We start from the raw sequence: 17,965 nt of genomic DNA, 5'->3' as shown, positions 1-17,965 counted from the left end.
ATTGTCAGATGGCATCAGCTACAAGGACTTCTTCATGAATTTATTCGAATGGTAAATAGAAAGTAAAGGTTGTGCCCTCTTTTAACACACTATCGACCATAATATTGCCAGAGTGGGCCTTGACAATATTCCGAGCAATTGCAAGCCCTAAACCCGTTCCGCCTTTAGAACGTGTCCGTGCTTTATCCGCTTTATAAAAACGCTCAAAGACATATGGTAAATCTTCCTGTGGAATCCCATGTCCTGTATCCTGAACAGATATTTTGGCAAAGGTTGGCTCTTGCTCTATCTTGACAATGACAGAACCTTCGTCTGTATGACGCAGTGCATTATCCACTAAATTTGTTAACACTTGTTCGATACGATCCTCATCCATACTGATGCGGGCATCATTATCAAACTCACTATTAAATAAAAGCTGCACGTGTTTTTCTTTTGCCACTTGAGCGAATTTTTGCGTAATACGTTCAAATGTCGAATTAATCGGTACTTCATCTTTGTACAGTGTCATATGTCCTGATTCCATTCGCGCTAAATCCAATAAATCGGTTACTAAACGTCCCATACGCTTCGATTCATCATAAATAATTTTCGTGATTTCATTACGTTCTTCTTGATCTTGAATAAAATCATCATCCATTAATGCCTCTGAATAGCCTTGCAGCATGGAAATCGGTGTACGTAGTTCATGTGATACATTGGCAATAAAATCAGAACGTAGCTTTTCTAAACGATGCTGCTCTGTCATATCACGGATTACAGCAACTGCTCCACGAATTAATTCCCCACTATAGAGCGGGCTAATCGTAAATGTATAATAATTTCCATCCATTTCTATTTCTTCTTCTAACTTATCTTCAAACATTAGTACATGATCGAGCATATGATAGAGTTCAGGTGGAATAGGCTTTGCGCTTTGCGAGCCTTTATTAACAAACCATTTTTGCATTAAACGTTCCGCTGGCGGGTTGCTCAGTAAAATTGTTCGATCACGGTTAAACGTTATAACGGCATCTGTCATGGATGTTAAAATATTGGACAATTGCTCATTTTCTTGATTGATTACTTCTAAGTTATGCTTTAGCTGACGCCCCATTTGATTGAACGCAACAGCTAGCTGGCCGATTTCATCATTTTGCGTTGTCGGCATTTTTGCCTCGAAATTCCCTTTTGCAATTTCAAAAGCTAGCTCACGCATTTTACGTAATGGTGATGTAATACGGGATGATAAGAAAAATGCAAAAAATGTCGTTAACACAAACGCAATAAATGCCGCTAAAAAGACAATTTTGGTCGTCTCTTTCGATGTTTTATGTAACGCATCTGGACTTTGATAAATAAATACAGCGCCATGCACTTCATTTTCCACATTTAGTGGAAACCCTAGCACGACATAGGATTCCATTTTTCCTTTATCAGTTGAAGATGGCATCATCATTTCCTTTATAATTGGTTCATCTGATTGGAAAATTTCATGGAAGGATTTATTCGCTAATATTTCATCTTGAATTTCTTTCTTGTTGACGCCTTCTTGCAGCGCAAATGAGACTTCCAAATGATTTATGGCGATAAGTGCATTTGTACCCTCAGGTAAAATATCTGTCAGGAGTTGCGAAGTCGATTCTGCCGTCTCATTGTCATCCACTATACTCGCTATTGTTGCAGCCGTTTGACGCAGCGAAATCTCTGCTTGCTGCATATGATAGTTTTGAAGAAATTCGAGCATTAAAACCGTGAAAACAAATAATACAAATGAAACGAGAAGCAATATGGTTACCCATAGCTTCCCGACAACACTGTTCCATATTCTATTCATTGACAACCTCAAATTTGTAGCCAACGCCCCAAACAGTGACAATCATTTTCGCTGCGTTCTCTGATACACGATTCAGCTTCTCACGTAGACGCTTCACATGGGTATCGACTGTTCGTAGGTCTCCAAAGAAATCATAATGCCAAACCTCTTTTAGTAATTGTTCACGGTCAAATACTTTGTCTGGAGATTTTGCAAGGAAGTACAATAATTCATACTCTTTTGGTGTTAAATTTACTTCGATACCTTCCGCTGTTACACGGTGCGCATCATGGTCAATCATCAAATGTTGGAATACAACTAAATCTTTTGATGACGATGCATTTGTCGTAGGTGAAAATGCTTGTGAACGACGTAAAATCGCTTTTACGCGTAGAACCACCTCACGAGGACTAAATGGCTTTACAATATAATCATCTGCTCCAAGCTCGAAGCCTTGTACACGGTTTGCTTCCTCGCCTTTTGCAGTTAATAAAATAATTGGCGTTGCAGCTCTTTCGCGAATTTCTGCACATACCTCAAGCCCATCTTTTTCAGGCATCATAATATCTAGTAAAATACAGTGGTACTCTTTTTCTAAAGATTTTTCGATCGCTTCTTCACCATTCTCTGCTTCGTCAACTTGATACCCTTCGCGCTCCAAATACATTTTTAATAAGCGTCGAATACGATCCTCGTCGTCTACTACTAATACTGAAATATTTTCTGACACTTTCACGATCCCTCTCTTCCGATCTTTCTCTACCCTTCTATTGTACATGGTACGTTACGACTTGAAAAGAAAAGAAAGCCCTTTCGCAGCAGCGAAAAGGCTTTTTGTTCCCCTGTTACGCGTAGGAGTGTAAACCTGCAAGAATTAAGTTAACGGCAATAAGGTTAAATAATATAATACCAAAGCCAATTAATGCTAACCAAGCAGATTTTTCACCTTCCCAGCCCTTAGATAAACGTAGATGTAGGAATGCTGCATAGAATAACCATGTAATAAGGGCCCATACTTCTTTCGGGTCCCAACCCCAGAAACGACTCCACGCAAGTTGTGCCCAAATCATCGCAAAAATGAGTGCACCTAATGTAAATACTGGGAAACCAATAATAACAGAACGATAACCGACTTCATCCAGTAATTGTAGATTTACACGTTTAACAAGCGGTTGGAATATCGCGCTTATGCGACGACGTGCAATAAGGCGAATGAATAAGTATAGTAATGAGCCTATTAATAATGACCAAACGACCGTTGTTAATTTTTTAGCATTAATCAGTGCAGGCATTTCTACTAATGGAGACATGCCATGTTCCTCTACTACCTCATACTCATTCATCCCAAAAATCGGTGGCAAATTATAAGTAATTTGGCGAGACATACCTTCTTTATCGATATACGTATATTTCGATTCATAATCCATCGCACTAAATGTAGATGACACAATAACAAAGCCAAGCACAACAACTAAGCAGTACATAACTGCTTCAAGCCAGAAACGTTGCTTTGAAGGTTTGTTTAAATCTACAACTTTTAATAAATAAATTAAACCTGCAACTGCACTAATCGCTAAAATCGATTGCCCCATTGCAGCCGTAATAACGTGAATTGTTAACCAATGACTTTGCAGTGACGGTACTAATGGACTTACTTCTGTCGGGAACATCGATGCATAGGCAATGATTAATAACGCTACAGGTAACGCCACTAAACCAAGCGCTGTTAGGCGATAAATAAAGTAAATTAAAATAAATGCGCCAACAATAAACATCCCGAAAGCAGTCGTAAATTCAAACATATTACTAACAGGTGCGTGACCTGTGTAAACCCAACGTGTAATAAAATAACCAATTTGTGAAAGGAAACCTATAATTGTTACGACAATTGCCAGTTTACCCCATTTGTCTGTGTTTTTGCCAGAAGCATTGGATTGTTTAATGGCGCCGCCAAATAGTAAAGTAGCTACTAGATAGGCTAAGAATGCAACAAATAATAGATTTCCACTTAAGTCAATCAAACTCATAAGGTGTTGTCACCTTCCTTTTTAGTATTGCCACGATTTGTGGACTCTTCGCCTTCTTCAGACGGCTCTAACTGATCCTTATATTGCGGTAGGCCAGCAAATGCAGTCACGGCATCTAAATCTTTTTTCATGCTGAACATATTTTTATTGACATGAGCAGCCATCAGCACATGGCCATCAGGCTCTACTTGTAACCAAAGTCGACGGTGGTTCCAATATGAACCGATTGCAACGCCGATCATGAAAATAATACCACCAACAAATAAAATTGGGATTGTGCGGTCTTTACGTATTGTAAAACCAGACATATCGCGTGTTTCCACGCTTTCAAACTTCATTTTGTATTGGTTTTCACCTAGTGGTTCTAATGTTTGTTTAATCGCAACGAAGCTAGTTTCACCCTTTGGTGTTTCTGGTGTCGTCATTTTAAATAGAAATGCTGGATTATTAGGAACTGACGTCGCTGTTTGCGGTACACCATTTTCAAACCCAGAGAAGTCTGGTGTGTAAACAAGTAATTTAACAGATACACCATTTCCTAAATCGTATTCTTTTTTAGGGTTTGTTAAATCAATTCCTACTTTACCAAGTGATTGCTCCGTTGATTTATTTACTAGTTGGAAATTCATTTGCTTCAATTCATTTAAGCGATAATCCATTTGATATAGTGCATAGCCTTCTTCTTTTAAAGGATGATTCACTCGAATTGAATAATCTCTCACCTTTTCTAGATTTTCCGTATCACCAGCAATAGCGTCTTTAGGTTGCTTATATAACGTAATATCCGTTTGGAAGTTTTTCGCAACGACGTTAACACCTTGCTTTAGCTGTTCACCTTGTGGTGCATTATCATGTGTTTCTAAAATAAAGTCTCGATTTTCAATAAAATAACCGTCCATGCCAGTAATTGCACGTGTTTCACCTTCACGTACCCATATCGATTCATCGACATAGAAACCAGGAACTAAACGCAACATTACCCCAGTTAAAAAGATAATGAGGCCTACATGATTTATGTACGGACCGTAACGAGAGAAGCGGCCTTTTTCTGCTAACAAAGCACTGCCGTCTCGACGAACAATGTATTTCATCTCAGTCATTTTCTTTTCAACTTTACTAAGCGTCTCTTCAGGACTTGCTGTTATTTGTCCTTCTGCCACAATACGTTGGCGCTTTAAAAAACTTTCATGGCGCTTAACACGTTGATTTTTCAATGATTTATAAAGTGGTATACCACGGTCAAGACTGGCAACAATAATGGATACCGCAAGCATTCCAACTAAAATTTGGAACCACCAAGAGCTATATAAATCAGACAGCCCTAATGTATAATAGATTTTCCCCACAAAACCATAAACATCCTCGTAATAGGCTCCCTTTTCCATGTCAGAAGCTTTTACGTAAAACTCTTGCGGTAGTAACGTTCCGATTGAAGCTGCTATTAATGTAATAATAATTAATGCTATCCCTACTTTAACACTTGAGAAAAAATTCCAAATTTTGTCGACAATTGATTTGTTGTACGTTTTTGAGCGAATAGCCGTACCATCATACCGCATGTCGACAACTTTATTTTGCTTTTCTTCTTCGGTTAAAGGACGACCGCATTTCTCACAGAGCTTCGTGCCAAACGGATTACTATGTCCACAAGCACAAATAATATTCTCCATCGTCTATTACCCCTCATTTTGGCTTTATTAATTCCATGTAAGAAGCGATTGTCGCCTCTGTCATTTCTCCAGTAGTAATCTTCACTACCTTACCGTCCGGATCAATTAAAACTGTTGCAGGTAAATTGTCAACATTGTAAGCAGTCATAACACTTTTTGTTTTGTCAATTACAACAGGAAATGTAAGGTCGTACTTATCAACAAAATTTTGTACTTCTAAATCAGTTTGTGCAATGTTGACAGCCAATGTCTGTACACCCAGATCCTTAAAAACTTGGTATTGGCTATTCATTGCTGGCATTTCCTTCTCACATGGTTTACACCAAGTTCCCCAGAAATTCAAAAATACCCCCTGTCCTCTATAATCAGACAGTTTGTGTTTCTCGCCATTTAAATCTACTAACGTGAAGTTCGGTGCTTCAGAGCCAACAGCTACTAACTCTACCTTTTCCTTTGTCGCTGTCCCGTATACGGTATACCCAATCGCGATCGCTAAGATGGCTAAAATAATAGTGCGGGTTACGAGACGTTTTTTCTTTTTCTCCAAGTTAATAAACCCCCTACTCAAATACGCCTCGAGGGTATTTGTCGATATTTCACTTCCACTTAAGAAATATCTGTTCTATCTCCCCCGAGACTTACTTTGTTTACGCGCTTGCTGGATAAAATTAAAACAGGTGTACTATTCTCACCTATTATAGCAAAATGATACAAATTCGCTTAGTTATTAATTATGAATGATTTATGAACGTTTTCACACGAGGAAAGTGAAAAACCCACCATACGTATAGCGGTATATACATTTTCCATTTTGTTATTCGTTTAGCCGATTTGTCCAGTTTCAGCTAACACACGCAGTTGCTTGACTTCATGTTTCGACAATTCACGATATTCTCCTGGTGTTAGACCATATAAATCTAAAAATGCAAAACGTTCACGCTTTAGTTTGACAACCGGTGTACCGATTGCCTCAAACATACGACGCACTTGACGATTTCGCCCTTCGTGAATTGTAATTTCACAAATCGCCTTGCCCGCTTGCTCATCAAAGGAAGTCATACTTACTTTTGCTGGTGCTGTTTTGCCATCTTCTAATTGAATACCACGTTGTAGCTTTTTTAAGCCCTCAATTGTTGGTACACCTTTAACACGTGCAATGTATGTTTTGTCAATTTTAAATTTTGGATGCGTTAACATATAGGAAAACTCTCCATCATTTGTCAGTAATAATAATCCAGATGTATCATAATCTAGACGACCAACAGGGAAAATACGTTGCGGAATATGTTTAAATAAATCTGTGACAGTTTTGCGTCCTTTATCATCCGTTACTGCCGAAATTGTTCCACGTGGTTTATATAGTAAGTAGTAAACTTTATCTTCTTTCTCAAGTTTTACACCTTCTACTTCAATTGTATCCGAGTTGGATACCTTCGTTCCAAGTTCACGTACAACAACGCCGTTTACCTTTACTTTACCTTCTACAATCAATTGCTCAGCTTTACGCCTTGAAGCGACACCTGCATATGCAATCACTTTTTGTAATCTTTCCATTGTTTCACCTCTAGTTAAAAATGTAACCTTTTGAAGGTTATTTTTCCCGTCAATCTGTGAAAATTATGTCATACTTTTGTGCAATATAAAAGAGAAACTCATTCCGCACTAGTAATACGATTATTCTAAATAGTGTATTATTTGCTAGTTTCTCATTTAATTGTCTTAGCACTACATAAAATAACCTAGCTATTATTCGATTTATTTCTAATATAGACCAAACCACAAAATTTTAAAAAAAGGTGCCTGACACCCAAAATATTCTGAATATTCATATTTGTTTCGGTGTCTGGCACCCTAAAAAAAGCTACCCTTTTAGGTAGCTTTTTTTATTGATATACATTTTCTATGGTAACGCCATTTTTACTTAATTCAAGATTGATAAATGGTTTTGCCTTTGCTAACTTAGCTGTTAAAGATTGTTCAATTGTCGAGCCGTCATGCAACGTAAAAATCAACTTATCTGGTTTCGTCACACCATCTTTTTGCACGTTTGTTTGTTCTGCTTTAATGATTTCTTCCCAGCTTGTCAAATCTTCTTGCAAACTAAAAAATGCATTCGTATGGAGCCCTTTTTCATCCATTATTTGATAATGATTAATACATAAAAATAAAAATAACAGGACGAGCAACCAAGATGTACCGACAATCGCCCGTTGTATATTTCTACCCTTTTTTGTTTTTGGGACAATGATTATATTTACCAAAAGAACGATCGCCATGCCAATTAAAGCAATCATTAATATAATATACGCTTTAAAAGTAGTCTCAAAAAGGTAATAGTCATTCGGTCGATAAAGCAGCTCTTGAATAGGGAATAGCAAAATAAACGGAGCGATAAAACTTGATAAAAATAAAACAATAATGACTGCTATTTGATTGTGCTTTCGATTCACTTTAGTAGTAGCCATAATTGTCCCCCTCCTTGCCACCATGCTTTTACAATTTAACTAACATAATTTTACACTAATTACGATAAATATAAAATTCTTTTATATATATAGAATATATAGCATAAATAAAAATCAGCGCATCGCTTTTAACGATCCGCTGATTCTACTTTAACGGGTATAGCATAAATTCGCTCTTCCCCTAGAAAAATCGACAATACTGCTTCCTTTCTTTTTCTAGAAATTTGCAGTACTTGCCTTGCAATCTTTTTTTCTTCTTTATTTAATTGCAATTGAATTGGTTGCTCTAATCGGATAGCCAATTTATCATTGACATTATATTTTCCCTTTTTCACAACCGTCTCCATATTATAGTTTTGCCATACTTCATTCGCTAAGCCTCTGTGAACATTCCAATCATCCGATTCATTTAACGTCACAACTATACATGTTTGCCCGTCTTTTTGAAAAGCGGTTGCCAACGTTCGTCCTGCTACCTTTGTAAAACCAGTCTTTCCTGCAAAAGCTGTTCCCGTTGCCGATTTTAATGAGCTTACAGGTTGCTCCGTCTCATCATCTACTTCAACTGCGACACCAGATCCTTCCCGCAATAGACGATGCTTATTTTCCCAAAGTATACCGTTTACTGTATTGGCACGATAAAGAACGGTAGATGCAATTTTCTCAAAGGTTTTGTTTTGAAGTGCGATTCTTAGCATTTCAGCTGTATCTCTTGCTGAAGACAAATGCTCGTCGTGATGCAAACCTGAAGGGTTCATAAAAACGGTATTGGTAAGTCCCGCAATCACTGCTCTTTCATTCATTAATTTGACAAAGCCTTCTACCGAACCGCCTGCATGCTCTGCTAATGCTGTCGCAGCATCATTACCTGACCGTAACATTAAACCATATAATAACGTTTCAACCGTCACCGTCTCGCCCGCTTGCAAATAAATGGAGGAGCCTTCAGCCATTGCAGCTTTAGGAGAAATAATGACTTCATCTTGAAGATCACTATTTTCAATCGCGACGAGAGCTGTCCAAATTTTTGTTAAGCTCGCAATGGGGAGCCTCGCATCGCTATTAGAACCTGATAATACTCGACCTGTCTCACCGTCAAGCACGACATACCCACTTCCGCCTCTTGCTAAACCATTTTGTGGGATAGTTAAGATTCCCACAGCTATCATGAATACCATTAATCGTCGTAACCGTAGCAACAAGCCACTCCTTATTTTAAGTGATAGATAAGTAGAACTATGAAAATTAAAAGGAAAGCGTATTAGCACTTTTCTTTTGATTACTTAACGCCACTAAACGTTTCTTGGAATTTAGTCATAAATAAATCTGTTTCTTGTTCTACTTCACCATTGTCCTCCTCAGGTAATGGAGGCATTTCTTCAATACTATTTAATCCGAAGTAGTTTAAGAACTCCTTCGTTGTGCCATATAAAATCGCACGACCTGTCCCCTCAGAACGTCCTACTTCTTTCACTAGCCCTCTTGAAGCGAGCGTTTGCAGTGGTCGTTCACATTTGACACCACGTAAATCTTCGATGGCTACCCGTGTAATGGGCTGTTTATACGCCACAATGGCCAACACTTCTAAAGAAGCCTGAGACAAGGATTGCGCTGTTGGATTTTCTACTAATTTTTGAATCGTATCTGCTAATTGCGGTTTTGTAATTAACTGGTAAACACCTGCGATTTCCTTTATTGTAATTCCTCTAGTATCATCTTCGTCAAATGCTACACGCAGTGCCTCCATAGCGGGCGCAACTACTTCTTCTGCTTCACCAAGTAGCTGTGCTAATTGCTTAATTGTTAAGCCATCATCTCCTACAACAAATAATAAAGCTTCAATTCTACTCTGTAGGATTATTGTCTTCGTCATCATCCCATTCCTCCTTCTGTAATGTGACCGTTAGTTCTTCAAAATTACCATCTTGCTCTACAATGACAATTTGACGTTTCATCAGTTCAAGCAGTGACAGAAACGTTAAAATAAGTGTTGGTTTATCTTCATAAGGAAAAAGCTCGAAAAATGATGCACGTCCACCTGTTAAACGTAAAGAATTCACAACAGAACGCATTTGCTCCTTTACTGAGCGCTCCTGCCTCGTGACAGTTGTTTTCAATGGCTTCTTTAATTTTTTTCGGCGCATCAGCTTCTGGAAGGCGCCAAGCATATCATAAATATTGACGTTCATATCGAATAACGCCATCTGTTCATCAGGTGCTAATTCCGATAAATCTGAAGGTGGTCTTGTAAATACCTGTGCTCTATCTGTTTCAAGCTCTTGTAGATTACTTGCCGCTTCTTTATATTTTTTATACTCTATTAAACGTTGTACCAGTTCTTCACGAGGGTCAGGGCCATCGATTTCGATTTCCGCATCTTCTAGCTCTCCTTCATGTATCGGTAATAGCATTCGGCTCTTAATAGCCAAAAGTGTTGCCGCCATCACTAAATACTCACTCGCCTCATTTAATTCAAGCACCTGCATCGCATGGATATGATCAATATATTGTTGCGTAATTTCAGCCATTGGAATATCATAGATATCAATTTCCAATCTGTGAATTAAATGCAATAATAGATCCAGAGGACCTGAAAAGGCTTCTAACTTTACTTCATAAGACATTATTTTACCACCCTGATATTCAATGTTCTTTTAGTATAGTGGAAAGGAGTTCAAAATGCATCCACAGCACCATACTTTATTTATTGATTACTGTGCCTATTTCAACGGCAATGGGGATTTTTTTGAATGCCATGAAGTGCTTGAGGAATATTGGAAAGACATTGCGCCTGGCAATAAAAAGCATCCTCTTGTTGGCTATGTTCAACTAGCGACAGGATTATATCATTGGCGTCGTGGCAACGCAACGGGTGCTTTCAAAATCTTACATAAAGCACTCACTAATTTTCAAGTCAATAAAGGCAATGTGTTTTTTAACGAAATCGACTACACAAAACTTCTATTACAATTAACCGAAACACTTAGCCATATTCAAATGGGCAAGTCCTTTCAAGCTTTTCAATTACCGCTGACACCTACTTTACAAAATTTAGTAACAGCTCGCATACAGCTTTTACCGGAAAGCAACCCTAACTATCTTCTTCATAAACATATGCTACGTGATCGCTCACATATTCTTGCTGAACGACAAGAAAGCAAACAAAGAAAAAGCAGACGTTAACTTTCGTCTGCTTTTTCTTCATTACATTGTATACATTTGCGAACAAATTCACGCGTTTCATCCGTTGCACGCAATTGTTCGTATTGGTCAAGTTCTGCCACTTCTTGTAGCATTTCCTTTGCTACGCCTTCTCCTCTGTAAGAAGGAACTACAGAAACGTGCTGAATTGTTGCTGTGTGATTGTCTGTTACAAGCCCGACGATACCAACGTATTCATCGTTCTTTTTCCATAAGTATAATACCCAATTATCATCATTTTCATAGGATTGGATTGTCTCTGTGAGCTTTTTTATGTCTTTTTCGTTAGGCATAAACGAGAGTAGCCCCATTGCTATTTTCTCGAAAGCTTTTTTATATCGAATTAACATATTTGTCTATTCCCTCTTTTTCTAGCTGTACATAATCTTTGACTATCCTACACGATTTGTACTATTACCGCAAGCCAATTTTCTGTCTTACGAACCAGGGCCGAGAATACCTTGCGACGCTAACACCCAATAGACAACGCCCCACAACAAAATAAATGTCGTCATAGATGCCAATAATACCCATTTGTTTTTTCTCAAATTTATTCACCCTTTTTTAACGTTAGCGGGAGATCATTTTGTACAATATCTTCGTAACTTTCACGTTTAATAGCTAATTGATGCTGTCCATTTTCTACAAATACCACTGCCGGACGTGGTACACGGTTGTAGTTGCTTGCCATCGAGTAGCCATATGCCCCTGTACAGAAGATTGCTAGTACATCACCAGAAGCTGCCTCTTGTAATTTTGCATCGATAATCAATTTATCGCCCGATTCACAAAGTTTTCCAGCTACAGTGTACGTTGCTTCTTTCGGTGCATTGGCTTTATTAGCGATGACTGCCTCGTATTTTGCATCATATAATGCAGGACGAATATTATCACTCATTCCGCCATCAACTGCAATGTAGTTACGTACATCTGGTACTGTTTTTTGAGAACCGATAGTATAAAGTGATGTTCCTGCATCACCGACAAGTGAACGGCCTGGTTCAATCCAAATTTCTGGCATTGTTAGTCCAAGTACAGTTGCTTTATTTTTCACAACAGTAATCATGTCCTCTACATACACTTGTGGCTCAAGCGGTGCATCTTCTTCTGTATAGCGAATACCGAAGCCCCCACCTAAGTTTAACACAGTACACGTAAAAGCGTGAGTCTTGTTCCAATCAGAAATCTTGTCGATTAGTTTTTCACCTGCTAAGCCAAAGCCAGCTGTATCAAAAATTTGAGAGCCAATATGGCAATGTAAGCCTAAAAGCTGTAAGTATTCGTGTTTAAAAGTTTGCTCAAATGCTTGATCGGCTTGACCGTTGTTTAAGTCAAAGCCAAACTTAGAATCCGCTTGCCCTGTCGTAATAAAATCATGCGTATGTGCCTCAACACCTGGTGTGACACGTAATAAAATACGCATTTTTTGTTGACGGCGCTCAGCAATTTCTTTTAAAAGCTGAATTTCATAGAAGTTATCTACAACAATACAGCCAATTTTTGAGTCAAAGGCTAGCTCCAATTCTGCAATGCTTTTATTATTACCATGGAAGTGAATACGCTCTGCTGGGAATCCCGCTTTTAATGCTGTAAATAGCTCCCCTCCAGAGACAACATCCAAGGATAGGTTTTCTTCTGCTGCTAATTGATACACCGCTACACATGCAAATGCTTTGGAAGCATACGCTACTTCAGCCTTTACCCCTAGCTTTTTAAATGTATCGATAAAGCCGCGTGCTCGCTTACGAATAAGCGCTGTATCGTACACAAATAATGGCGTACCATATTCTTTTGCAAGCTCTAATGTATCTACTTGTCCTATTGTTAAATGTCCGTCTTCAGAAATCGCTTGTGTTCCATATAAATGCATTTGCATCTCTCCCTTTTCACGTCTCCATTTTGTGACATTTGCGAACCTCGTGGTATGTCAGTCCTCACTCAAACATTCCCATCGAGACATTGTCTAATCTTAGCAGGTATTGGCATGTCACAAGATAAAAACACATAACCATTCACTAGCAAAGATAATTTTTGCAAAAATCACAAAATACTATATGTGAACTTTATCACATGAAAAAAGTGAGTGCAACGGCTCCTATGATCTTTTTCTCTGTTTGGAAGCGACTACATATGGTCTTAGTGCATCCGACGTCATAGGGAAGCGGATAATGACGCGAAGCATCGCAGTTGGGAAAAATGGAACGAGCGGCCATAAATAGGGTGCTTGTAATGGACGTAATGAACATAAATAGGTAAATAATAAAAACAATCCAATAAATAATCCGTCTTCTCCCCAAATACCTGTCATAATGAGCAAAACAAATCGGAAGAGCTTAATCGAAATACCTAGCTCGTAAGATGGAATAATGAACGTAAAGATTGCTCCTACTGCTGTATACAACACAACTTCGGATGAGAACACACCAACATCAATGGCAATCTGCCCAATGATTACCCCGGCTACTAAACCCATCGCAGTAGACAATGGTGTCGGGGTATGGATGGCGGCCATCCTTAGAAATTCAATCCCAATATCGGCGATTAGAATTTGCAGTAATATCGGAATATGTGATTTATCCTGACTACCTAAAAAAGATAGCGAATCAGGTAATAATGATTCATTCGTTACAAATAAATACCATAAGGGCAATAAAAGTAAACCCATAACTGTTCCAATATAGCGCATAAACCGCACAAAGGTCCCGACAGTAGGCGCTTGTCTGTATTCTTCAGCATGCTGCAATAAATGGAACATCGTAACTGGTACTAAAATAACAGAAGGTGAAGTATCCACCATAATAGCTACATGCCCCTCTAATAAATGAGCAGCGACAATATCAGGACGTTCTGTATAGCGTACAAATGGAACTGGGTGAAACTTTTGCTTAAACAGCCATTCCTCTAGCGATTTATCGGCCATTGTTAAACCATCATGATTAATTTGACCAAGACGCTGTCGCAATTTATCGAGCATTTCCTCATTTGCAATATCCTTCATAAACGCAATTGCGACATCGGTTTGGCCGATCTTGGATATTTTATGTAGCTCGAAGCGTAAATTACTGTTGCGAATGCGTCGACGAACTAAAGCTGTATTTTGTGAAATCCCCTCTGTAAAGCCATCCCTAGAACCGCGAATTACTTTTTCATTATCTGGCTCTTCTGGTGAGCGCCCTGGATAATTTCGAAGCTCCGCAATATAACAGTAACCACTTTTCGTAATAAATGTTACTTGCCCACTTAAAATAGCGAGCAAATAGGCTTTACGTTCAGTTTCTTCAGAACGACCATGAAAGTTGAAATGTGCTTCAAAATATTCTCGCTCATCATCAATATCAATGTCTTCTTCAGGTAACATATTGGATAGTAATTGCGTCAGGGCTTCCCCATCTACTAGTCCGCTAATATATGCACAAAGAACCGGCAAATCTTTGACAAATAAATGCTTAATACCTACGTCAAATGATTCGCCGTCTCCAAATTGCTCTTTAAGAAAATCTTCGGCTTCTTCTAAGCTGTTAAATAGTTTATTTGTCATGCTGTCACCATTTTCTTAGATGTCTTTTTCTACTCCGTGTTCTACCGTGGCACTCGTCGCCATCCAACTTTTCAACTGCGCTAAAATCTTTTTCTCTAAACGAGATACTTGTACTTGCGAAATGCCAAGACGAGTTGCGATTTCAGTTTGTGTACAATCTGAAAAATAGCGTAAATAAATAATGGATTGTTCCCTAGGATCAAGTCTTGTCAGCACTTCTTTTAACGGAATATAGTCAAACGGTTGCTCTGATTTTTCATCCTTCATTTGGTCCATTAATGTAATGGAATCCCCTTCACTTTCATACAATTGCTCATGCAAGGAAGCTGGATCCCTTAAAGCATCCGACGCTGTCACAATTTCCTCAGTCGTGACGCCAAGAACCTGCGCTAATTCTTGAATGGTCGGGGGATGCTCGTTATTTTTAATAAATTCATCCGTCGCATGGCGGATTTTAAAGTTGAGCTCGCGAATTGAACGACTCACCTTTACCATGCCGTCATCCCTTAAAAAGCGCTGGATTTCACCGATAATCATCGGGACAGCATATGTGGAAAATTTCACATCGTACGCTAAATCAAACTTATCTACCGATTTCATAAGGCCAATGCAGCCTATTTGAAATAAATCTTCGAGCTCCACGCCCCTTGTTGTAAAGCGTTGGACGATAGACCACACAAGCCTCGTATTCCCCTCAATCATTCGTTTACGAGCTTCATGATCGCCCTGTTGTGAACGCGCAATTAAATCACGCATTTCCTCCTGTGACAAAAGCTTATCGGACGACTGTTCTATCGGCTTCACGATAGCAACCTCACATTACCGCCGTGCGAACCGAATAAAATTTTTTCGTAAACGTTACAGTTGTACCTTCCTGCCACTTGGACATGACGGTCAACTGATCTGAAAAGCTGTCCATAATGGTAAAGCCCATACCAGAACGTTCCATTGCACTTTTCGTCGTAAACAAAGGCTCCATTGCTTGACTTACATCCGCGATGCCTACACCTTTATCCATCACAGACACCGTTACAATATCATCCTCACGCTTTGCATGAACTGTAACGACCCCTTTGCCATCTTCTTCATAACCGTGAATAATGGCATTGGAAACAGCCTCTGAGACAATTGTTTTAAATTCTGATAGCTCATCAATTGTTGGATCTAATTGTGCGATAAAGCCTGTGATCGCCACACGTGCTAAGGCTTCGTTTTCGCTAATTGCTAAAAAAGTTAATGTCATTTCGTTATCCATTTACAATCCCCCTAACTCGATCAATCGCTTCTTCCTCTGTTGCATCCATCACCCACGGAGCTAAGCCTGAAAATTGAAATACTTTTCGCATTGTCGGCGATGGATTTAATAAAATCGTTCGTCCAGCAACTGCTTCTAACTCACGCATTCGACCAAGCACTAGGCCTACACCTGAACTATCCATAAACGATAGTCGCTCAAAATTCCAAATGATGGTCGTTACAGCCCCCTGAAAAATTGCTGTAGAAATTTTAGCCCGAATTTGCTCTACTGCATGATGATCGAGCTCCCCAAATAAACGTATAACGACTGTCTCTCTTGTTACCATTTCTAATTGAAAATGCATGAACATCGCCTCCTCCTCGTGCAATTCCACATTCCATATAACAAATCCTTGCTGTTGACAGAACTAGTGCAAAGTCTCTTGAAATAGTGTCAAATCGACATTCTTATTGCTTTTAGGTTAAGTGCAGTATGGGATAAATCAAAAGGTTTTAAACGTCGTCTACATTTTTTGTCAGTGTGTCATTGTAGAAAGCTAATTTATAGGTATTCAATACGAGTAGAACGAAAAAAAGTGTTAGATTGACTGCCATCAATCTAACACTTTTTTGCTGCGCCGTTGTTGTCCGCTTCGGCGGTGCTTTCCGCTCAGCACAGTAAGCCGCAACCGTCTCTGTCGCGTCTTACATTTTGTGCGTTCTGAGCAGAATCACCGCCTTTGCTACCATAAACTAGCGTTTTCTGCTATTTATACTTATGCCATTGAATAGGCTTGCTGTACTTTAGTGATTGTTTCGTCGTTAATTTCACTGTTTGAATAAAGATAGGCAATTGTTTCATCCGCACTGACACGGTCACCTTTTTTCGCGACTAGCTGGATGCCTGCATCATAATCAAGCGAAGATTCCTTCGTTAAACGACCAGCGCCAAGACTAACACTTGCTTCACCAATCATCAATGCATTAATCGACGCTACAACACCCTCTGACGCTGCTTTTACAGCCACCTTATGTGCTGTGTCATTTTGCACAATATCCGCTAAATCGCCGCCCTGTGCTACGATAAATTCCTCAAACTTCGCAGCTGCTAAGCCATCTTCCAACACTTTTTTGACAGCTGCTACCGCTGTTGTTTTATCTACTCCAGCCGCAATCTGATACATTAGAGAAGAAATAATAATGCACTCTTCTAATAAGTCTGCGTGCGTTTCTTCTAAGCGACCTTTTAGCAAGGCATACGCCTCTACTACCTCAAGTTTATTACCGATCATTTTTCCTAAAGGATTATCCATATCGCTAATATGAGCGACAACTTTACGGCCTAATTTTTCACCAATTGCTGTCATCGCTTCAGCTAATTTCTTCGCTTCTTCTTCCGTTTTCATAAAGGCACCAGAGCCACATTTGACATCTAGCACAATGCCATCTGCACCACTTGCGATTTTTTTACTCATAATCGACGCAGCAATTAACGGAATAGAGTCGACAGTACCTGTCACATCTCGCAATGCATATAGTTTTTTGTCGGCAGGTACAAGATTGCCTGTCTGACCAGCAACCGCAATTTTATGTTTATTGACATTATCAATGAATTCTTGTGACGATAATTCTGTTTTAAAGCCACGGATTGATTCTAATTTATCGATTGTGCCACCTGTAATACCTAAGCCTTTACCACTAAACTTCGCCACTGGAATTCCTAGAGAAGCAATAATTGGTGTGACGATTAACGTGACTTTATCACCGACACCACCTGTAGAATGTTTATCAATTTTAAAACCTTCGATTGAAGTTAAGTCAATTACATCACCTGATTCAATCATTGCCTTCGTTAAATAAAACGTTTCTTCATCAGTCATACCAAGTAAGCGAATAGCCATTAGCAATGAGCTCGCCTGATAATCCGGAATAGCACCTGTTGTATAGCCTTCAACAAAGTATTGGATTTCAGCTTGTGTCAGTTCTTTGCCTTGTTTTTTCTTTTCAAAAAGCTGCACCATATTCATAGACAA

The 17,965-nt window shown here is 39.0% G+C and carries 18 protein-coding genes; 1 reads left to right on the top strand and 17 read right to left on the bottom strand.

Annotation, left to right across the window (positions count from 1 at the left end; translation table 11 throughout):
- Nucleotides 1-40 precede the first annotated feature (40 nt).
- From C9J37_RS09655 to C9J37_RS09610, 10 genes are all read right to left on the bottom strand, one after another.
- Nucleotides 41-1,816 carry an ATP-binding protein gene (locus C9J37_RS09655; protein ID WP_107895155.1) on the bottom strand — a complete coding sequence of 592 codons (1,776 nt, stop codon included), beginning with the start codon at nt 1,814-1,816 and terminating at the stop codon, nt 41-43.
- Nucleotides 1,809-2,525: a response regulator transcription factor gene (locus C9J37_RS09650; RefSeq protein ID WP_024361488.1), complete on the bottom strand. Its 717-nt coding sequence runs from the start codon at nt 2,523-2,525 to the stop codon at nt 1,809-1,811. Before C9J37_RS09650 ends, C9J37_RS09655 begins: the two co-directional genes overlap by 8 nt.
- 115 nt (nt 2,526-2,640) lie before the next feature.
- Nucleotides 2,641-3,822: a c-type cytochrome biogenesis protein CcsB gene (gene ccsB, locus C9J37_RS09645; protein ID WP_107895154.1), complete on the bottom strand. Its 1,182-nt coding sequence runs from the start codon at nt 3,820-3,822 to the stop codon at nt 2,641-2,643.
- Nucleotides 3,819-5,492: a cytochrome c biogenesis protein ResB gene (gene resB / locus C9J37_RS09640; protein WP_107895153.1), complete on the bottom strand. Its 1,674-nt coding sequence runs from the start codon at nt 5,490-5,492 to the stop codon at nt 3,819-3,821. Before resB ends, ccsB begins: the two co-directional genes overlap by 4 nt.
- A 13-nt stretch (nt 5,493-5,505) precedes the next feature.
- Entirely contained in the window at nt 5,506-6,039 is a 534-nt protein-coding gene (gene resA, locus C9J37_RS09635; protein WP_107895152.1) for a thiol-disulfide oxidoreductase ResA, read from the bottom strand.
- A 275-nt stretch (nt 6,040-6,314) separates the two neighbouring features.
- Nucleotides 6,315-7,046 carry a pseudouridine synthase gene (locus C9J37_RS09630; RefSeq protein WP_069510902.1) on the bottom strand — a complete coding sequence of 244 codons (732 nt, stop codon included), beginning with the start codon at nt 7,044-7,046 and terminating at the stop codon, nt 6,315-6,317.
- Between the two features lie 329 nt (nt 7,047-7,375).
- Nucleotides 7,376-7,957, bottom strand: a complete 582-nt coding sequence (locus tag C9J37_RS09625; RefSeq protein ID WP_107895151.1) for a hypothetical protein — start codon at nt 7,955-7,957, stop codon at nt 7,376-7,378.
- 128 nt (nt 7,958-8,085) lie between these two features.
- Nucleotides 8,086-9,156, bottom strand: a complete 1,071-nt coding sequence (locus C9J37_RS09620) for a D-alanyl-D-alanine carboxypeptidase family protein (RefSeq protein WP_024361494.1) — start codon at nt 9,154-9,156, stop codon at nt 8,086-8,088.
- Between the two features lie 80 nt (nt 9,157-9,236).
- Nucleotides 9,237-9,830: an SMC-Scp complex subunit ScpB gene (scpB, locus tag C9J37_RS09615; RefSeq protein ID WP_107895150.1), complete on the bottom strand. Its 594-nt coding sequence runs from the start codon at nt 9,828-9,830 to the stop codon at nt 9,237-9,239.
- Nucleotides 9,802-10,581 carry a segregation/condensation protein A gene (locus tag C9J37_RS09610; protein ID WP_024361496.1) on the bottom strand — a complete coding sequence of 260 codons (780 nt, stop codon included), beginning with the start codon at nt 10,579-10,581 and terminating at the stop codon, nt 9,802-9,804. Before C9J37_RS09610 ends, scpB begins: the two co-directional genes overlap by 29 nt.
- A 55-nt stretch (nt 10,582-10,636) precedes the next feature.
- On the opposite strand from C9J37_RS09610, the gene C9J37_RS09605 reads away from it, so the two are divergent.
- Nucleotides 10,637-11,140, top strand: coding sequence for a DUF309 domain-containing protein (locus C9J37_RS09605; protein WP_107895149.1), 504 nt, complete (start codon nt 10,637-10,639; stop codon nt 11,138-11,140).
- Here C9J37_RS09605 and C9J37_RS09600 read toward each other — a convergent pair.
- From C9J37_RS09600 to C9J37_RS09570, 7 genes are all read right to left on the bottom strand, one after another.
- Entirely contained in the window at nt 11,137-11,508 is a 372-nt protein-coding gene (locus C9J37_RS09600; RefSeq protein ID WP_107895148.1) for a GNAT family N-acetyltransferase, read from the bottom strand. The genes C9J37_RS09605 and C9J37_RS09600 overlap by 4 nt on opposite strands.
- A 200-nt stretch (nt 11,509-11,708) precedes the next feature.
- Nucleotides 11,709-13,028, bottom strand: a complete 1,320-nt coding sequence (gene lysA, locus C9J37_RS09595) for a diaminopimelate decarboxylase (protein ID WP_107895147.1) — start codon at nt 13,026-13,028, stop codon at nt 11,709-11,711.
- A gap of 225 nt (nt 13,029-13,253) precedes the next feature.
- Nucleotides 13,254-14,696: a spore germination protein gene (locus tag C9J37_RS09590; RefSeq protein WP_107895146.1), complete on the bottom strand. Its 1,443-nt coding sequence runs from the start codon at nt 14,694-14,696 to the stop codon at nt 13,254-13,256.
- A 15-nt stretch (nt 14,697-14,711) separates the two neighbouring features.
- Nucleotides 14,712-15,500 carry an RNA polymerase sporulation sigma factor SigF gene (sigF, locus tag C9J37_RS09585; protein WP_107895145.1) on the bottom strand — a complete coding sequence of 263 codons (789 nt, stop codon included), beginning with the start codon at nt 15,498-15,500 and terminating at the stop codon, nt 14,712-14,714.
- A gap of 10 nt (nt 15,501-15,510) precedes the next feature.
- Entirely contained in the window at nt 15,511-15,951 is a 441-nt protein-coding gene (gene spoIIAB, locus C9J37_RS09580) for an anti-sigma F factor (RefSeq protein ID WP_107895144.1), read from the bottom strand.
- Nucleotides 15,944-16,297 carry an anti-sigma F factor antagonist gene (gene spoIIAA, locus C9J37_RS09575; protein ID WP_107895143.1) on the bottom strand — a complete coding sequence of 118 codons (354 nt, stop codon included), beginning with the start codon at nt 16,295-16,297 and terminating at the stop codon, nt 15,944-15,946. Before spoIIAA ends, spoIIAB begins: the two co-directional genes overlap by 8 nt.
- A 411-nt stretch (nt 16,298-16,708) precedes the next feature.
- On the bottom strand, nt 16,709-17,959 hold the full coding sequence (locus tag C9J37_RS09570) for a thymidine phosphorylase (protein ID WP_107895142.1): 1,251 nt from the start codon (nt 17,957-17,959) through the stop codon (nt 16,709-16,711).
- Nucleotides 17,960-17,965 lie beyond the last annotated feature (6 nt).

The sequence above is a fragment of the Lysinibacillus mangiferihumi genome, assembly GCF_003049665.1.
Lineage (GTDB): Bacteria > Bacillota > Bacilli > Bacillales_A > Planococcaceae > Lysinibacillus > Lysinibacillus mangiferihumi.
This window is presented reverse-complemented; position numbering and strand designations above follow the sequence as displayed.

Bases quoted from the DNA above. Each gene is read 5' to 3' on its own strand.
- C9J37_RS09655 (WP_107895155.1), bottom strand. From the start codon at position 1,816: ATGAATAGAATATGGAACAGTGTTGTCGGGAAGCTATGGGTAACCATA.
- ccsB (WP_107895154.1), bottom strand. From the start codon at position 3,822: ATGAGTTTGATTGACTTAAGTGGAAATCTATTATTTGTTGCATTCTTA.
- resB (WP_107895153.1), bottom strand. From the start codon at position 5,492: ATGGAGAATATTATTTGTGCTTGTGGACATAGTAATCCGTTTGGCACG.
- C9J37_RS09630 (WP_069510902.1), bottom strand. From the start codon at position 7,046: ATGGAAAGATTACAAAAAGTGATTGCATATGCAGGTGTCGCTTCAAGG.
- C9J37_RS09625 (WP_107895151.1), bottom strand. From the start codon at position 7,957: ATGGCTACTACTAAAGTGAATCGAAAGCACAATCAAATAGCAGTCATT.
- scpB (WP_107895150.1), bottom strand. From the start codon at position 9,830: ATGACGAAGACAATAATCCTACAGAGTAGAATTGAAGCTTTATTATTT.
- C9J37_RS09610 (WP_024361496.1), bottom strand. From the start codon at position 10,581: ATGTCTTATGAAGTAAAGTTAGAAGCCTTTTCAGGTCCTCTGGATCTA.
- C9J37_RS09605 (WP_107895149.1), top strand. From the start codon at position 10,637: ATGCATCCACAGCACCATACTTTATTTATTGATTACTGTGCCTATTTC.
- C9J37_RS09600 (WP_107895148.1), bottom strand. From the start codon at position 11,508: ATGTTAATTCGATATAAAAAAGCTTTCGAGAAAATAGCAATGGGGCTA.
- lysA (WP_107895147.1), bottom strand. From the start codon at position 13,028: ATGCATTTATATGGAACACAAGCGATTTCTGAAGACGGACATTTAACA.
- C9J37_RS09590 (WP_107895146.1), bottom strand. From the start codon at position 14,696: ATGACAAATAAACTATTTAACAGCTTAGAAGAAGCCGAAGATTTTCTT.
- spoIIAB (WP_107895144.1), bottom strand. From the start codon at position 15,951: ATGGATAACGAAATGACATTAACTTTTTTAGCAATTAGCGAAAACGAA.
- spoIIAA (WP_107895143.1), bottom strand. From the start codon at position 16,297: ATGCATTTTCAATTAGAAATGGTAACAAGAGAGACAGTCGTTATACGT.
- C9J37_RS09570 (WP_107895142.1), bottom strand. From the start codon at position 17,959: ATGAATATGGTGCAGCTTTTTGAAAAGAAAAAACAAGGCAAAGAACTG.